Source organism: Flavobacterium sp. N1719 (assembly GCF_025947045.1).
GTDB classification, from domain to species: domain Bacteria; phylum Bacteroidota; class Bacteroidia; order Flavobacteriales; family Flavobacteriaceae; genus Flavobacterium; species Flavobacterium stagni.
Map to the genome: position 1 here is coordinate 874,096 of NZ_CP109993.1, position 16,158 is coordinate 890,253.

The window sequence follows — 16,158 nt, forward strand, 5'->3', positions numbered from 1 at the left end:
AAATAGCTATGAATACAAGATTTTTAAAAGTAACATTATCTGTTCTAACGCTTGGGTTAGTAGCATCGTGTGATGTAGAAGAAACAGATAAGCCCGTGGTTATGGAGCGATTGATGACAGAAGATTTTCAATCGGCTACAGATGCAACAGACCTGGATATTACGGGTTGGGTGAACTTCAATGAAGTTGGAAATAAAAAGTGGAAAGAAGAAGTTTTTAGTGGAAATGGTTATGCGGAATTTAGTTCCTATAATACTGGTGATGCGGTAAATGTAGGTTGGTTAATTTCTCCTCAAATTGACTTGGATGCTGCACCAAAAAAAGGTATCGCTTTTAAAGTAGCGCAACACCACTTGGATGTAGATGCAGAGGGTAATAGCCTTCAAGTATTGATCTCTACCAATTTTGACGGGACAAACGTAACAGCGGCTACCTGGGAGCCTTTATCCGCCAATATCCCTAAAAAAGCAGAATCTTGGTATACTTTTTTACCTAGCAATATCGATTTGTCAGGTAGAACAGGGAAAGCCTATATTGCCTTTAAATTTAAAGGATCAGGAACCGATACTACCTTAGACGGTGCCTTCCAACTTGATGATTTCATTTATTATAAAATTGACTAATTTGCTATGAAAAAATTACAATTAGTACTTACCGGAGCTTTAGTATTAGCCTTACAAAGCTGTATCAATAGTGATTACTATGATGCTCCAGACTTATCTAATGAGTGTACGACACTTACGGCTACTAAAACCGTTGCCGACGTAAAAACTACGGCGACTACTACCGCGCAAGAGTACACAGGTGACGATATCATTGAAGCGTATGCCGTTTCAAGTGATGAGGGAGGAAACTTCTACAAATCGATTTCTTTTGTTACTGCAGACAATTCGCAAGCTTTCTCTATGCCTGTTGATGCGTATAACTTGTATACAAAATTTGAACCCGGACGCAAAGTCTATGTGAAAATGAAAGGGTTGTATTATGCAAACGATACGCAAACGGCTTCTTTTGAAATTGGTTCATTATACAACGGTTCTGTGGGACGTTTGTCAGGGGTTCAATACGAACAAGCAATCGTCCGTGGATGTGATAAAAAGAATGAAGACGATTTAGTACTTCCAATGACCATCTCTCAAGCGAAAAACAATGCCAACATCAACAAGTTAATCGAAATTGATGCCGTGCAGTTTGACGATGCTTATGTTGGAAAAACCTATTACGATGCAACCAATGTAATTGGTGGTGCTACGAACAACTTGATCAAAGATGCGGACGGAAATACTTTGATCGTTCGAGTATCTGAGTTTGTGAACTTCGCAGCCAACATTATTCCTTCCAAAAACGGTAAAATCCGTGGGGTAATGACCAAATACAACAACGATTACCAATTCATGATCCGTACAATCAACGACGTGAAAATGGAGAATCCTCGTGTTGTGCCTTTGTTTGAAGAAACGTTTACGTCTAATTTCGGTAGCTGGGCAAAAATGTCGGTAACTGGTGCACAAGTTTGGACCTTAGATACGCAATTCGGTAATCCTGGTTCTTGCGCAAAAATGTCAGGTTTCGCCAACAGCACTAATAATGCTAACGAAGACTGGTTAATTTCTCCTGCGATTAACTTATCTACTTTGACAACAAATGCAAAAATGACTTTCCAAACCGCTTCTCGTTTTGCAGGAAATGTATTGGAAATTTATGTTTCAACAAACTATACGGGTGGAGCGCCATCAACAGCAACATGGACGCAAATTACGAATGCTACTTTGGATTTGAATACAGCAGCCTATGTGTGGACCAACTCAGGGGATATCGATATTTCGTCTTATATCGGAAATCCGAACTTCCGTGTAGCGTTTAAATACACCTCTACAACTTCGGCTTCTCGTACATGGGAAGTAGATAACGTAAAAGTAACTGGTCAATAATTCTTGATCCACCGCATAAAAAAAGCCCTGAGTTTTCTCAGGGCTTTTTTATTTTATTATCATTGAAAATTAATCCAATTTCTCCGTCAATTTCTTAAAGGTCGATTTCGCATCTTTTCCTTCATACAATATCGCATAGACCGCATCAATAATGGGTGTGCTGGCTTTGTATTCTTGGTTCAATTTATACGCGCTTTTAACCGCATAATACCCTTCGGCTACCATACTCATCTCCATCATTGCTGATTTAACCGTATAGCCTTTTCCAATCATGTTTCCGAACATTCTGTTGCGGGAGAATACGGAATAGCCAGTCACCAATAAATCGCCCAAATACGCCGAGTTATTGATGTTGCGCTTCATGCGGTGCACTTTCTTGATGAATTTCTTCATTTCACGAATGGCATTACTCATAATCACCGATTGGAAATTGTCGCCATAACCCAAACCATGCGCAATACCCGCCGCAATTGCGTAAATGTTTTTCAACATCGCCGCATATTCGGTTCCAATAATATCATCTGAAGTCTTGGTTTTAATGTAATTCCCCGCCAATAACTTCGCCATCTCTTTGGCCTTTTTCGTGTCACCACAGGCAATCGTCAAATACGACAAACGCTCTAAGGCGACTTCCTCCGCATGACAAGGTCCGGTAATCACTCCAATATTTTCATAAGGAATATGGAACATCTTATGAAAATGTTCGCCTACAATCAAAAAGGTTTCTGGCACGATACCTTTGATCGCAGAGAAGATAATTTTGTTTTCCAGACTCACGGTCAACTTTTCCAATTCCTTGCTTAAAAAAGCCGAAGGAATCGCAAAAATGACATAATCAGCATAAGCGACTGCTTCGTTAATGTCTTGGGTCAACCGTAATTTGGTGATATCAAATTCAACCGAACTCAAATAATTCGGGTTGTGTTTATACGCTTTTAAATGGTCAATCGCGGAAGCATTACGCATGTACCAGGCAATCTCATCAAGATTAACACATAACATTTTCGCAATCGCTGTGGCCCAACTACCGCCACCGATAACCGCTACTTTAGGATGTTTTTGCATGTTTGTTGGTTTGTAAGTTCCAAAAATACTCTTTTTATCGGTTTTGCCCAAAAGAACAGCCGGTCACCCTCTAAAAACTTTAACGTTTATTTTAACACTAGCCGCTACAATTTGAGCGAAACCCACCCGTTATTGAATAAAGGTTAGATTAGTTTAGTGAATTTTTGTTTTGGGTTGAAAAAAGGCGTTCAGTGCTAAACTGAACGCCTTTTGACTTTAGAATCACTAGCGAATTAATAACTAAGTTCTACAATTTCACGTACTTTCTCGGGCGTAATATTTTGACGTTCTCCCATGGCTAACCAACCGCGCTCTTCAAAACGTTGCACGATGAAGTCCGCTGTGCCTTCAATGTTTTCAGCATTTTCCGAAATACGCGTTTTCATACCCATAGTGTGGAAAAAATCTACAGTTTTGTCAATGGCCGCTTTGGCAATTTCCTCATTAGTTCCCGTTAAATTCCATACGCGTTTACCGTATTGAGCTAATTTTTCTTTTTTCGTATCAAACATCACTCGGTAGAGGTTTGGTCCGATAATCGCCAAGGTACGGGCATGATCGATTTCATACAAAGCGGTCAATTCGTGTCCAATCATGTGCGTTGCCCAATCGGAGGGTACCCCTTTTTGAATCAAACCATTTAAGGCCATCGTCGCCGACCATACAAAATTGGATGCCAATTTATAATCGGTGGGATTGTCAACCACCGACGGACCAATTTCCACTAAAGTTTGTAAAATACTCTCGGCAATGCGGTCTTGCAACAACGCATCATGCGTATACGTGAGATACTGTTCCATTACGTGGGTAAAGGCATCAATCACTCCATTTTGCAATTGTCTTTTCGGTAACGAAGCAATTACTGTGGGGTCCACAATCGAGAATTTTGGAAACAAAGCACTACCGCCCAAAGTTAATTTTTCTTGGGTTGCTTCAATGGTCACTACCGCACCCGAATTCATTTCAGAACCGGTAGCAGGTAAAGTCAACACCGTTCCAAACGGCACACAAACCGAAGCATCTTTGAATAAGATGCGTTGTTTCAAGATTTCGATGGCATCACCGGCATAGTTTACAGCGGCCGAAATAAATTTCACTCCGTCAATCACACTACCACCGCCAATCGCCAATACAAAACCAATGTTTTCAGCACGGATCAATTCCACCGCTTTCATCAAGGTTTCATAGCGTGGATTGGGTTCGATCCCTCCAAATTCAACCAATTCAAAACCCGCCAAAGCCGCTTTCACTTGGTCGTACACACCATTCTTAAAAATACTTCCACCGCCATACGCCAACATGACTTTGGTGTTTTTTGGGGTTAATTCCGCCAACTTGGCAATCTGCCCTTGACCGAAAATATAATTTACGGGATTGTATAATTCAAAATTTGTCATAGCTGTAAAAATTTATTTGGCAAAGGTAAAGCATTGCCTAGAAAACGTATGGTAAGGTAATGTTAAGGTTCATGGAATATAACTCTGCAACACCTCTTTCAACGGATACAAATACTTTTCTGAAGGGATACGAAATTGTAATTGATAGGTAGCTTCAGCAGTAGTGAACGTAAAATAATTGGAAGTGCCTGAGCTAAGCAATAGTTTGGATGAATTTCCACCTATAGTTTTTCCAGAATAATCGTCAATCGCATAGGAAACCATTGCAAAATCTTTTTTGGAATACCACTCGCCATTCCATTCAAAGCCTTCATAATCAAAACGAACATAACCCTTAAAATCCCCAGAATCATTGTAATAAGTAACAGAATTAAGAAAACGGTGAATTTGAATAGCGACAAAACCAAGAAGGTAAAAAGTAAGAATTGATTTTGGTGCTTCTTGTTCTCTAATTGAATAATAAAGTTGAGCAATTATTCCGATAAATAGAAACAAAAGTCCACAAAAATAAAAGTCAAACTTTTGTGGGAGTATCCATGTTTTCCAGATTACCTTTGGTTCAGGTTGTGGATGAAATAGACTAAAATGTAAGGTCATATTTCAAAATTGTTTTTTTAATCCTTAGTTAAACTTCGTTGGAAAATCCTCGTATCACTAATCGATCAGATGCATCCAACCGTTGTTCATGTACTAATTTAAAAATAAAATTCCGCACAGTAGGCATGTCTAAATTAGTTTCAGCAATACAATCGAAATTCGAATACTGATAGGGAATTCGTTCCGAACAGATGCAATTTATAAGGGCCCATTCAAAGTCATAGATTGCTTGTTCCTTCAAGATTTCCAATTGAAAAGTAAACGATTTACCCGCACTGTCAAAATGGATAAAATTGCTTATTCCATTGCTGTAACGCGGACCTATACGACGGTTACCTGTTTCCTTTCCATAAAAATCACTGATATCGGTTTTTAGATTTTGTATTGAGGCAAATGAAAATTCCCGACCAGCACAATGAAAGTGATTGTCTTCAATGCGAAAGTCACCAATATATTCAGCATTAAAATTTTGGTGTTCCGTTAATCGCAAGAAGCTACTAAACAAAATAGCCAAAACAGTAAGTATTGTAAAAGCGGTAAAAAGGATTGGCGTTTCAATATTTTTTTTCTCGAATAGGAAATAACCTATGGCGCATTGTACTAGCAAAACAAAGAAACCATAATAAAGCAGTAGCTCTGATCGGGTTAAATTAAGTGCCGAAGGTTTTTTCTGTTCGACGATTTTACATTGAAAGGCGTGCATAGTTATTATTTATACAACAAATTCGCATCCACATATTCCCAAACGGCATCGGGTAGGAGCGGACGAACATTCTTTTGTTGTGCAATACCCTCGCGTATCGCCGTAGAAGAAATTTCGACCACAGGAGCATCAATCTTATGCACGTGAGGATGCTGCAGTAATTCGGGTAAGGCTTCACCGGCTGCAATACGCGGATAGACATAAATCGCATGGTGTTCCAAGATGTATTCGTAGTTTTTCCACTTGTGCAGCGAATTCAGGTTGTCTTCCCCCATGATCAAAGCAAATTCATGTTGCGGAAACTTCTCCAGCAAATGCACCAACGTATTCACGGTATAATTGGGCTGCGGTAACTTAAACTCAATGTCCGAAGGCTTGATTTTTGGATAGGCTTCTGTCGCCAAATGCACCAAATGCAAGCGCTGGTAATCATCCAACAACGTGCGCTTCTCCTTATGCGGATTGTGCGGCGTCACCACCATCCAGATTTGATCCAAATCCGAGTACTCTGCCAAATGATTCGCAATAATCAAATGCCCCACATGAATAGGGTTGAAGGTGCCGAAGTAAAGACCGACTTTCATTAGTGATGAGTTATGAATTGTGAATTATGAAAGTGATACGAATCATTTAAAATTTATAATATAAAATTTAAAATAGCTTACAACTTTCCGTCAATAAAATCCTGTACTAATTCCACCGCCTCTTGCTTCGCCGTGTCCAAATCATAATTCTTGATGATCTTATCAAATTGGGGAGCGGTGGCCAATTCCACGTGGGCTTTGGCAATACGCATGTTGATTTTGTCGTCGCTTTCCGTGGAGCGTTCTTTCAAACGGCGTTTCAATTCGTCAACACTTGGGGGTTTTACAAATACCGCCAAGGTCTCGTTTGGGAATTTCTTTTTGATGCGTAAACCACCCGCCACATCAATATCAAAAATCACATTTTTGCCCAAAGCCCAAATACGCTCTACTTCACTTTTTAGGGTGCCGTAAAAGTTGTCGCGGTACACTTCTTCCCACTCCACAAAATCCTCGGCTTTGATGTGTTTTTTGAAATCCTCGATGCTGATATAGTAGTAATCTTTGCCGTGTACCTCTGTGCCGCGCGGTTCACGCGTAGTGCAGGAAACCGAGAACTCTAAATTCAGCTCCGGAATACCCAATAGGTGACGAACAATGGTGGTTTTTCCCGATCCCGAAGGCGCCGAGAAGACAATAAGTTTTCCTGTTGACATGTGTGTTGTTTAGGGTGCAAACGCTTATAAAACGTTCAACACTTGTTCTTTAATTTTCTCCAATTCATCCTTCATCATCACCACGCATTTTTGCATTTCCGCATGATTTGACTTCGAACCCATGGTGTTGATTTCCCGACCCATTTCTTGGGTAATAAATCCCAGTTTACGACCGTTCGCTTCAGAGCCAGCAAGGGTTTCCAAGAAATAATTCAGGTGGTTGTCCAAACGAACCCGTTCTTCGGTCACGTCGTATTTTTCAAGATAAAAGATCAATTCTTGTTCGAATCGGTTTTCGTCTACTGCCGCTTCCAATTCGTCCAATGCTGTGCGCAAACGCGTTTTCACCGTGTCAATGCGCTCGCTGTCAAACGATACCGCTTCGTGCATCAAGGCGCGAATGTTGGCAATGCGTTGGGTAAACTCCTTTTCGAGTGCTAAGCCTTCATCGGTGCGGAAGTTGATGATGTTTTGCAACGCCTCATCAATCACTGATTGGATGTGTTGCCACTCCGCTTCATCAATATCGTCGCGTTCCGTTTTTAAGGCATCCGGCATACGCACTGCCATTTTCATCAATTCTGTAGGGTCGGCATCCGGAATAATTTCGCGCATTTGAGCAATATAGCCCTTCACAATCGGACCGTTGATTTTCGAGGCCGTTTCCTCACCCGTGATTTCGATAAATAACGAAAAATCTACTTTTCCCCGCTCCAAACGCTGCGAAAGCAAATTGCGCAAGCCCAGTTCCATCTCGCGGTACATCGAAGGCATCCGTGTGTTCACGTCCAGTCCTTTGCTGTTCAACGATTTGATTTCTACAGTTATTTTCTTGGTGGGCAATTGCAACGAAGCTTTCCCAAATCCAGTCATCGATTGTATCATATACGCATAAAAATGAGCTCAAAGATAGTTATTTTTTTTTGGCCCCTGGCAAGCCACCGCGCTATCCGCTGTATCCCTCCACTTCGTTACGGGGATGCCGCTCCTATCGCTGGGGCAATGTGCCGATGTGTCGATGTGTCAATTTGAAAATGCGAGTTTACACAGGCGGGTTGCTACACTTTTAAACTCCTTCCACTTTTACACTTAATTTGAAAATTCGAGTTTACACAGGCGGGTTGCTACACTTTTAAACTCCTTCCACTTTTCCACTTAATTTGAAAATGTGTCAATTTGAAGATTTGAAAATGAGTGTTCACTCAAGCGTGATACTACACTCTTAAACTCCTTCCACTTTTCCACTTAATTTGAAAAGGTACGTTCTTAGAACGCAACTTTAAACTTTAAACCTGAAACTTGAAACAAACCACAACACCCGCTAACGATTTACGTTCAAAAAAAACACCCCAAACGATTCGGTTTAGGGAAACGTCTAGGGTGCACCAACGCGAAGAAAAATAAATAGATGGATTAGAAGGTAGTACCGTTGGGTTGATACACAAACCGGAACGTAAAATAACGGGTCAAAGAACTAGCATCGGGGTTGGCCGGAGCGTCTTTGTAGTAACTGAGGATCTCCATTTTGGCGTATTTGCCATCGTGGGTTTTTACTACAAATATCTTCCCTGCAATAGGCGACACAATGTTGGTCGTACTGCTGTAATTGTACCAGCCGTTGCCACTTCCGGTAGGGATCGCATAGGTATTGGCTGCATCTTGTGCAAAAGTGGAAGCCTCGGGAACTTGAGTTACACCGTCCAGTGAATTGGATACCATACTTACTGCACCAACTCCCGTACGTGTCGGTTCATCTGTGATGCCAATTGCACTTCCACCGTTCACAACGATGGTTGTTCCTCGAAATGCAATGTCCCAAGAATCATCCGTCACAATGGCATTTTGTGAAAAACTAAACTTTGTAAATGCACCACCTACAGGCTGTCCTTGGCCGCCCGTTTGTGGAGCATACAAGTTGGAATAGGTTGTAGTCTCTAACGTAGTGGTTGTAGTTGAATTGGAATCATCATCAGAACACGAGGTGAAAAACCCGAGGACTAAGATCAAAACAATTGATTTGAAATGTGAGGTTGTAAACATGATAAAAAATATTAAATGAATAATTAGGTTAAAATTGATAAGTTATTCGAGCAAATAGTTGGCGCCCCGCCAAGTTGGGTAAATTACTAGGGTCTTTGTAATCGAATACATTGACACCGCCCCATTGCAAAGTCATCGCCGCATTAAGGTCGTGATTGAAGGTAAGATTGGCCGTACAATAGCCTTTTACAAACACGTCATAACGATCCAAAATCGCATTGTTATTTGTGTCATACAATCCAAACTTACTTCGGTACAACAAACGCGCAACAACGGTTGTTTTCATAAACGGAAAGGAATAATTTACTTTCACATTGGCCGTGTGTTTGGAACGGTTAAACAACCCAAAATAATCACTGGATTGTAAAGCAAAAGAAGCCAAGGTTTCGGGATCACGTGCATAGACTTCCCCCCTTCGTATCCTGTCCATCACTTGCACATCTTTGGCAATAAGGTATTGATACCCCAAAGTAAAACTCAGCTCTTTTTTGTGAGAATACGTGGTGGTAAGTTCCGCACCATAGGTGATGATTTTGTCGATATTGAAATACGAAAATACATTCTGACCATTGGTTTTTTGGGCAACGGCCTTCGTGTCTATTAAATCACGAATCGTATTGAAAAAGGCATTGTAATCTACGGTTACTTTTTTGCTCTTATAATACCCACCCCAATTGAAGTTAATTGAACTCTCAGGACGTAAAGGTTGGGTAAATGTAAACCCATTGGTAAACAACAATTGCCCCTGATTTTGTAATTCGGTAAGTTGTGCCTCAGCGACATTATACCCCAAAACGGTATATCCCACGGCCGAGTTGGTAAAATTGAAATACAATTGACGCAAATCGGGAGCTTTAAATCCATACCCAACCGAGGCTTTCAAAGAGTAGTTAGCACTCCACTGGTAATTGACCGCAAGCTTCGGACTCCATTGTGTTTGGTACTGATGGGGATGATCAAAGCGGAAACCAGCCAAAATATTCCACTTTTTATGCGGAAACCATTCCAATTGGCCAAAAGCATATTCCGATTGCAATTGGGCTTGTTGGTCAAAATAGGTTCGCTCCAACGTTTCATAGTTCAACCCCAAGCCGGCACTGATCGTATGAGCCTTTAATGTATAATGCAGGCGAACCTCAGGACGGTAAAACCATTGATCAAAAGTGGAGGCGTCAAACAATTCATTTTGGGCTGACTTCAAATGTTCCTCTGCTACATAATTTGTAGTGTAGAATTCATAGACCATTTTTAATTGTTGATTTACAGAATGATTTAATGCCAATGTCCCATTCAATTCCTTGATCTTGCTCTCACCGCTATAGCGTTCTGAACTCACTTCCGTACGGTTGATTTGCGATTGTTGAAAGACACGCATATTCGCATTCAGTTGCAATCGATTGGTAAGTGTCATCTTAATTTTGGGTTGGAGCGTAAAATTAGAATAGGGTTCCACAGTTTTGGAAAAGTCAGACGAACTCAAATTGTACCCTTGCGTTTTGAAATAATTACCAAATATTTCAATGGCAATTTTCTCTTTTCCGTATGCTAAAGATGTTCCCAAATCATGGGTGTCAAAACGGGCGATTTTGTAATTGAAATTTCCGTGAATGCGATCGGTTACACGCGGTTTTTTGGTTATAATATTAATCACACCCGCTAAGGCTTCTGAGCCATACAAACACGAGGAAGCACCTTTGATAATTTCAATCCGATCGATATTGTTAACCGAAATTCGACTCAAATCCAATGTCCCCGCACTGCGCCCAAACAAGGGTTGTCCATCGACGAGAATCATCACATACGCCGCATCCAATCCTTGCATTTGAATGCCTTCACCGCCGCCAAAATCGGTAACCGTTATGAGTCCGGTTTGCTCTTGAATAATTTCATTAAGCCGACTCAACCCTGTCTTTTGAATGACCTCACCGCGAATCACATGGGTAGGAAGGGGAAGCGTAGCTACCGAACGTTCTGTGCGCGTTCCGGTCACAATTACTTCCGATAATGAAGTGGTAGCGACCGAGTCTTTGACGACTTGTCCACTACTTTCCCATCCCAAAATAAGGAATCCCAAGATTAGTGGGCAGTGTAATTTTTTCATTATTTAGAAATGATAAAACGATCGATAACAGCGTTGATTTCATCTTGATTCGCTTGATTCGAGAGCGCTTGTAAATGAACATGTAGCGGTTTTCCATCCACTTCATTCTTCAACTGTATAGTGGCGTTTTTTGCGAAAACGGCATCCCATTTAAGACGTACTTTTTTCCAAAATGCTTGGTTTTCTTTCCACCATTTTTGTGCCGCTTCACATTTGGAGTCGTCAACTTTTTTGTAGGTATTGTATCCTTTTTCTTGCGCTAAAAGATAGGTTGAACCTGATTTCTCTTTGATAATTTTATCGTTGTCTTGGTCGTGAATCCATCCTGTGTTTGTGATTTCAAGGGTGTTGAAACGACGCGTAATATTGTAATCTTCCCGTTGGGTATACTCGCGTCGAGGAAGCGGAGCATTGGTTATATTTTCCCAAAAATGACGGCCATCCACATGATTCCAAGAAGCGCTTCCCGAATAACGGGGTTTGTCATCTACTTCAAAAACGCTTTGTGTCCATTGCCCGCGAACAGTTGGAGCGGGTACAGTTAAGAATTTCCAGTCATTAAACCCGTTATAATCATAGAATCGGGTATTTTCATAAGTCCAATCTTGACGCCAGTGCTTCACAATCATTCCTTTTCCAACAATTAATAAATGTTGAATGGATTTTTTGCCCGGAGTATCTTCAATGAGTTCTGCCCATTCCAAAGCGGTTTCATGTTTTACATTGGAAGGTTTGTAAGTAGTTGAATCCTTTGGATAGGCAAAGGTTTCTGCAAAATTAAATTGGATTTCATAACACCCACAGAAGGATTTAATCGCTTGTTCGTCTTCTTTTTTTTGGGCGGTTGCAGCGCACATTAAAGCGCATAAACTTAGGGATAGTAAGGTTTTCATTATAAAAATGTTAATTAGATTGATTCTAAACAAGGCAAATATATATCCTTATTTATATTTAATCCAAATAAATATAATGTTATTTTTAATCAATCTAAATAATTTAACAAATCGAAATCCTTTCAAAGAGGAATCAATATACCTAACCCTTTTGCAATCAATCGAATATTGAAGAATGATTAAAAAATTACAAGAAAGTTGAATAGGAAAAAAGCAGAATAAATGGTCAATGAGATCAACTTTAGCAAAAAGTGGTTTTATAAAATGAATTGACAAATTTGTTGGCTTGAGTTTGTGCTAACAAAGCAATAAGTTACTTTAGAAAATGTGTCAATTTGAAGATTTGAAAATGCGAGTTCACTCAGGCGGGTTGCTACACTTTTAAACTCCTTCCACTTTTCCACTTATTCTGAAAAGGAGAAGCTACATACTTGTACCACCCCGTGATTACTCCATTGCTCCGTTTGAGGTAGTAACGTAACTAAGATCGTTGTTTTAAGTGGAATTAACTTTGTTGTAACATCATTCTATCGTCATGGTAACGTCATCTGTACTTCGAGGTAAAGGCTTGTTTTTTCTTAGTTTACTCCTTGTTTTCCTTTGAGTGAGTCCGTAGTGAGTCCGTAGTGAGTCCGAGGTGAGTCCGTGAAAATGCCCTTTTTCTCGGACACATTACGGAGTGATTACGCAAACAATACGAACGAAACAAAAAGAAGACAGCTGTTAACCCAAGGTAATCCTTTAGTTAACCCCGAATGTAATAGGAATGAAGTTCGAATGAAATGCGAATCAGATCCGAGTTTTAGATGCAATTTGAAAATGAGGCGATGTGTCAATGAGGCAATTTGAAAATGCATGTTCTTAGAACGCAACTTTAAACCTGAAACTTGAAACTTGAAACAACCGTTGAGAAACTATTTCTTCCTTGTCACCAAATACACCCCCGCAAAGATCAACCCCGCCGAAAGGATTTTGATGAGGTTCAAGTCGTCTTTGCCTAAGCTTACAGCAAAGATGGTGGCGAATAGTGGTTGTAAATAGATAAATACAGCCACCGTAGTGGGTTTTAATTCCCGCATGGAAACTAAGTTTAATAAATACGTCAGGAATGTAGAAAAGACCACCACAAATCCAATTTTCCAGAGAATGTCAATGCCTAGGGTCGGCCAAGCAATGGCTTGAAATTCGCTCCACCCAAACGGCAACACCATGAGAAAACCAAAGGTGTAAATCCATTTCACAAAGGTGAAGGCATTGTATTTGTCCATCAATTTTTTCACGATAATGAGGTAAAATCCGTAGGAAACCGCATTCACAAAGACGAGCAAGTTTCCTAACATAGCATTGGACGCATTCACCACCGATTTACCATATAAAATAAGGGTAACCGTTCCCACCAAGCCCAGTAAAATCCCCAAGATTTTTGGGGTTTTCATGCGTTCTTTCATGATCAATGCCGAGAGAACCAACACGATCATCGGCGTAGTTACCATGAGAACCGCACCCATAATTGGTGAGGTGTAACTCAGGCCTTTAAAAAATGTCAGCATGTTAAACGCCACCCCAAACAAAGCCGCTGCGGCAATACGGGGAAAGTCTTCTAACGCAATTTTCTCCTTCGGACCGAAGAACGACAACAGCCAGAACAAAAGTACCGAACCCCCAACACGCAACACTATAAACCCAAACGGTTGCACATACTGCGGCATAACGTCTTTGGCAATGGTAAAGGTTACGCCATAAATAATCGAAACTAAGGTAGCAGCGACGAGCGCCCATGCACGTTTACTCATGATAAGGCAGCTATAGCTTGTGCGACAACTTTCGGACTGTTCCCAACAAACACCTGATCATCTACCACAATCACGGGTCGGTTTAAAAAGGTGTAATGCTCCAAAATGTACCGCTTATAATCGGCTTCTGACAATACTTCATCCTTCATGTTGCGCTCTTTGTAGAGCTTCGCACGCTTACTAAACAACACTTCATACGAACCCGTCAACGCATGGATGGCTTCCAACTGCGCCACAGTCAAGGGCTGTTCCTTGATATCTTGAAAGGCAAAACCTTCGGTATTTGGAAGCGATTTCAAGATGCGTTTGCAGGTATCGCAGGTTTTTAAGTAGTAGATTTTTCGCATAGCGTTATTTTTTGACAAAAGTAGGGATTCTGGGGGAGATTTCCTGTCTAAATCGGCAGGCAGGCACTATGTAGTGATCAGTGGTCACTAATCAGGCATCAGTATTCCCTTGTACATCTAAAAAATTCAAGTATTCTATCATTTATCATTTAGCACTCAAAATATAAAACAGTAAAAACTTTATCTTCGTAAGAAAAATATAGCCTTATGGAATCCTTTCTAAAAACCTGGGAAACCAGTCGTAAATTGTATCTTAAATTTCTAGAGTCGTATACCCTTGACCAACTCAATACTATCCCTCAGGGCTTGTCCAATAACATGATTTGGCAAGCGGGACATATTATTGTTTCTCAACAAAAATTGATGTACACCTTATCCAATTTACCCATCAACATTTCCCAAGATATGGTGGTGAAGTACCAAAACGGTTCCCGTCCGGACGGTAACGCGACACAAGAAGAGGTGGATGAAATCAAAGTGTTATTGCTTTCTACAGTCGAACAATTCAAGCTAGATTGGCAAGCGGGTAAGTTCACCACATTCAACGAATACCAATCCCAAACCGGTTTTCACTTGGCGACCTTCCAAGACGCTGTGACCTTCAACACCTTCCACGAAGGTATTCACTTTGGCATGTTGATGTATTTGAAGAAATTGGTGTAGTAGTGACCAGTGATCAGTAGGCAGTGATCAGTAAACAGAAATCAGTCATCAGTGATCAGTCATCAGTCGTCAGTCGTCAGTAACACTGAACACTGTATACTGCAATCTGAATTCAAACTCTAACGTCTAAAGTCTACTCTCCAATCCTCCAAATTCCTTACCTTTGCCCACACATTTAGATTTTAAATTATGAAATTTAATACCAAAGTAATACACGGTGGTCAACACCATGAAGAAGTTACAGGAGCGGTAATGACTCCAGTGTTTCAAACTTCTACTTATGCCCAAGTGAGTCCGGGCAAACCCGTAGGCGATTACGAATATAGCCGTGCGGCCAATCCTACTCGACAAGCATTAGAAGATGCCTTAGCATCGATTGAAAACGGAGCGCGTGGTTTAGCCTTTGCCTCCGGTTTAGCGGCAACCGACTGTTTGTTACGTCTCTTTAAAGCCGGTGACGAAATCATCGCGATGGACGACCTTTACGGCGGTACCTATCGTTTGTTCACCCGTTTGTACAAAGACAGCGGCATCAAGTTTCACTTTGTAGATATGAACGATTTGGAAGGATTCCAAGCGTTAATCAACGAGAATACAAAATTGGTTTGGGTAGAAACACCAACCAACCCGTTAATGAAATTGGCAGATATTGCCGAAATCGCTAAAATCACTAAAAAACACAACATCCTTTTCGCGGTAGACAATACGTTTGCAACGCCTTATTTACAAAAGCCTTTGGACTTAGGTGCTGATATTGTTATGCATTCGGCTACTAAATACTTGGGAGGTCACAGCGACGTAATTGCGGGTGCCTTAATCATCAAGGATAAAGAGTTGGGTGACGAATTGCATTTCAAACAGTTTGCAACAGGGGGAACGCTCGGCCCAATGGACAGTTATTTGGTATTGCGCGGGATCAAAACCTTGCATTTACGAGTACAACGTCATTGCGAAAACGGAATGAAGGTAGCCGAGTTTTTAAGCAATCACCCTGCCGTAGATAAAGTATTCTATCCGGGATTACCCGACCATCCATTTCATTCCATTGCCAAAAAACAAATGAGTGGTTTTGGGGGTATGGTATCGTTTACTTTTAAATCCGGTAAAGGCGAAGATGCGATTGCCTTCTTGGAGAAAGTGAAAGTATTTACTTTAGCGGAATCTTTAGGTGGCGTAGAATCGCTAGCAAACCATCCAGCCTTAATGACGCATGCGTCGATTCCCGAAGACAAGCGCAAAGAAGGCGGTATCTCGGATGACTTAGTACGTTTGAGTGTGGGTGTAGAAGATATCGACGATTTGATTGCCGATTTGGAACAAGCGTTTCGTTAATCAGAAACAACTATAAAAAAATAAAGCTCCGATATACGGAGCTTTATTTTTTTGGA

General features: G+C 40.8%; 16 protein-coding genes. 4 read left to right on the forward strand and 12 right to left on the reverse strand.

Translation table 11 applies throughout. The features are described 5' to 3' along the window. The first annotated feature begins 8 nt into the window (after window positions 1-8). Window positions 9-623 (forward strand): DUF5017 domain-containing protein, encoded by a 615-nt coding sequence (locus OLM45_RS03530; protein WP_264512029.1) that lies wholly within the window; start codon window positions 9-11, stop codon window positions 621-623. Window positions 624-629: 6 nt separating this feature from the next. Then, the gene (locus tag OLM45_RS03535) at window positions 630-1,931 is read left to right on the forward strand and encodes a DUF5689 domain-containing protein (RefSeq protein WP_264512031.1); all 1,302 of its coding nucleotides are present in this window, start codon (window positions 630-632) and stop codon (window positions 1,929-1,931) included. Window positions 1,932-2,000: 69 nt separating this feature from the next. Here OLM45_RS03535 and OLM45_RS03540 read toward each other — a convergent pair whose 3' ends face one another. The 12 genes from OLM45_RS03540 to OLM45_RS03595 form a co-directional block, all read right to left on the reverse strand. After that, window positions 2,001-2,996, reverse strand: coding sequence for an NAD(P)H-dependent glycerol-3-phosphate dehydrogenase (locus OLM45_RS03540; RefSeq protein WP_264512033.1), 996 nt, complete (start codon window positions 2,994-2,996; stop codon window positions 2,001-2,003). A gap of 233 nt (window positions 2,997-3,229) precedes the next feature. Further along, the gene (locus OLM45_RS03545) at window positions 3,230-4,393 is read right to left on the reverse strand and encodes an iron-containing alcohol dehydrogenase (RefSeq protein WP_264512035.1); all 1,164 of its coding nucleotides are present in this window, start codon (window positions 4,391-4,393) and stop codon (window positions 3,230-3,232) included. Window positions 4,394-4,462: 69 nt separating this feature from the next. Next, window positions 4,463-4,990: a hypothetical protein gene (locus OLM45_RS03550; RefSeq protein ID WP_264512037.1), complete on the reverse strand. Its 528-nt coding sequence runs from the start codon at window positions 4,988-4,990 to the stop codon at window positions 4,463-4,465. 28 nt (window positions 4,991-5,018) lie between these two features. Then, a complete protein-coding gene (locus tag OLM45_RS03555) occupies window positions 5,019-5,693 on the reverse strand; it encodes a hypothetical protein (RefSeq protein ID WP_264512039.1) in 675 nt (224 codons plus the stop codon). Window positions 5,694-5,698: 5 nt separating this feature from the next. Then, on the reverse strand, window positions 5,699-6,277 hold the full coding sequence (gene nadD / locus OLM45_RS03560) for a nicotinate (nicotinamide) nucleotide adenylyltransferase (RefSeq protein WP_264512041.1): 579 nt from the start codon (window positions 6,275-6,277) through the stop codon (window positions 5,699-5,701). Between the two features lie 77 nt (window positions 6,278-6,354). Further along, window positions 6,355-6,933: a guanylate kinase gene (gene gmk / locus OLM45_RS03565; protein WP_264512043.1), complete on the reverse strand. Its 579-nt coding sequence runs from the start codon at window positions 6,931-6,933 to the stop codon at window positions 6,355-6,357. A gap of 24 nt (window positions 6,934-6,957) precedes the next feature. After that, the gene (locus OLM45_RS03570) at window positions 6,958-7,818 is read right to left on the reverse strand and encodes a YicC/YloC family endoribonuclease (RefSeq protein ID WP_129460232.1); all 861 of its coding nucleotides are present in this window, start codon (window positions 7,816-7,818) and stop codon (window positions 6,958-6,960) included. A 528-nt stretch (window positions 7,819-8,346) separates the two neighbouring features. Next, entirely contained in the window at window positions 8,347-8,973 is a 627-nt protein-coding gene (locus OLM45_RS03575) for an HmuY family protein (RefSeq protein WP_264512045.1), read from the reverse strand. Window positions 8,974-9,001: 28 nt separating this feature from the next. Next, window positions 9,002-11,074: a TonB-dependent receptor plug domain-containing protein gene (locus OLM45_RS03580; protein WP_264512047.1), complete on the reverse strand. Its 2,073-nt coding sequence runs from the start codon at window positions 11,072-11,074 to the stop codon at window positions 9,002-9,004. Next, the gene (locus tag OLM45_RS03585; RefSeq protein ID WP_264512049.1) at window positions 11,074-11,967 is read right to left on the reverse strand and encodes a DUF6607 family protein; all 894 of its coding nucleotides are present in this window, start codon (window positions 11,965-11,967) and stop codon (window positions 11,074-11,076) included. Before OLM45_RS03585 ends, OLM45_RS03580 begins: the two co-directional genes overlap by 1 nt. A gap of 914 nt (window positions 11,968-12,881) precedes the next feature. Beyond that, a complete protein-coding gene (locus tag OLM45_RS03590) occupies window positions 12,882-13,760 on the reverse strand; it encodes a DMT family transporter (protein ID WP_264512051.1) in 879 nt (292 codons plus the stop codon). Next, window positions 13,757-14,107, reverse strand: a complete 351-nt coding sequence (locus tag OLM45_RS03595) for an arsenate reductase family protein (protein ID WP_129460230.1) — start codon at window positions 14,105-14,107, stop codon at window positions 13,757-13,759. Before OLM45_RS03595 ends, OLM45_RS03590 begins: the two co-directional genes overlap by 4 nt. A 207-nt stretch (window positions 14,108-14,314) precedes the next feature. Between OLM45_RS03595 and OLM45_RS03600 the strand changes: the two genes are divergently transcribed. Then, complete coding sequence (locus OLM45_RS03600) at window positions 14,315-14,770, forward strand: DinB family protein (protein ID WP_264512053.1); 456 nt, start codon at window positions 14,315-14,317, stop codon at window positions 14,768-14,770. Window positions 14,771-14,959: 189 nt separating this feature from the next. Continuing rightward, a complete protein-coding gene (locus OLM45_RS03605; protein WP_264512054.1) occupies window positions 14,960-16,102 on the forward strand; it encodes a cystathionine gamma-synthase in 1,143 nt (380 codons plus the stop codon). The last annotated feature ends 56 nt before the right edge of the window (window positions 16,103-16,158 follow it).

Bases quoted from the DNA above. Each gene is read 5' to 3' on its own strand.
- OLM45_RS03585 (WP_264512049.1), bottom strand. From the start codon at position 11,967: ATGAAAACCTTACTATCCCTAAGTTTATGCGCTTTAATGTGCGCTGCA.
- OLM45_RS03580 (WP_264512047.1), bottom strand. From the start codon at position 11,074: ATGAAAAAATTACACTGCCCACTAATCTTGGGATTCCTTATTTTGGGA.
- gmk (WP_264512043.1), bottom strand. From the start codon at position 6,933: ATGTCAACAGGAAAACTTATTGTCTTCTCGGCGCCTTCGGGATCGGGA.
- OLM45_RS03545 (WP_264512035.1), bottom strand. From the start codon at position 4,393: ATGACAAATTTTGAATTATACAATCCCGTAAATTATATTTTCGGTCAA.
- OLM45_RS03600 (WP_264512053.1), top strand. From the start codon at position 14,315: ATGGAATCCTTTCTAAAAACCTGGGAAACCAGTCGTAAATTGTATCTT.
- OLM45_RS03530 (WP_264512029.1), top strand. From the start codon at position 9: ATGAATACAAGATTTTTAAAAGTAACATTATCTGTTCTAACGCTTGGG.
- OLM45_RS03535 (WP_264512031.1), top strand. From the start codon at position 630: ATGAAAAAATTACAATTAGTACTTACCGGAGCTTTAGTATTAGCCTTA.
- OLM45_RS03570 (WP_129460232.1), bottom strand. From the start codon at position 7,818: ATGATACAATCGATGACTGGATTTGGGAAAGCTTCGTTGCAATTGCCC.
- OLM45_RS03575 (WP_264512045.1), bottom strand. From the start codon at position 8,973: ATGTTTACAACCTCACATTTCAAATCAATTGTTTTGATCTTAGTCCTC.
- OLM45_RS03595 (WP_129460230.1), bottom strand. From the start codon at position 14,107: ATGCGAAAAATCTACTACTTAAAAACCTGCGATACCTGCAAACGCATC.
- OLM45_RS03550 (WP_264512037.1), bottom strand. From the start codon at position 4,990: ATGACCTTACATTTTAGTCTATTTCATCCACAACCTGAACCAAAGGTA.
- OLM45_RS03540 (WP_264512033.1), bottom strand. From the start codon at position 2,996: ATGCAAAAACATCCTAAAGTAGCGGTTATCGGTGGCGGTAGTTGGGCC.
- OLM45_RS03555 (WP_264512039.1), bottom strand. From the start codon at position 5,693: ATGCACGCCTTTCAATGTAAAATCGTCGAACAGAAAAAACCTTCGGCA.
- OLM45_RS03605 (WP_264512054.1), top strand. From the start codon at position 14,960: ATGAAATTTAATACCAAAGTAATACACGGTGGTCAACACCATGAAGAA.
- OLM45_RS03590 (WP_264512051.1), bottom strand. From the start codon at position 13,760: ATGAGTAAACGTGCATGGGCGCTCGTCGCTGCTACCTTAGTTTCGATT.
- nadD (WP_264512041.1), bottom strand. From the start codon at position 6,277: ATGAAAGTCGGTCTTTACTTCGGCACCTTCAACCCTATTCATGTGGGG.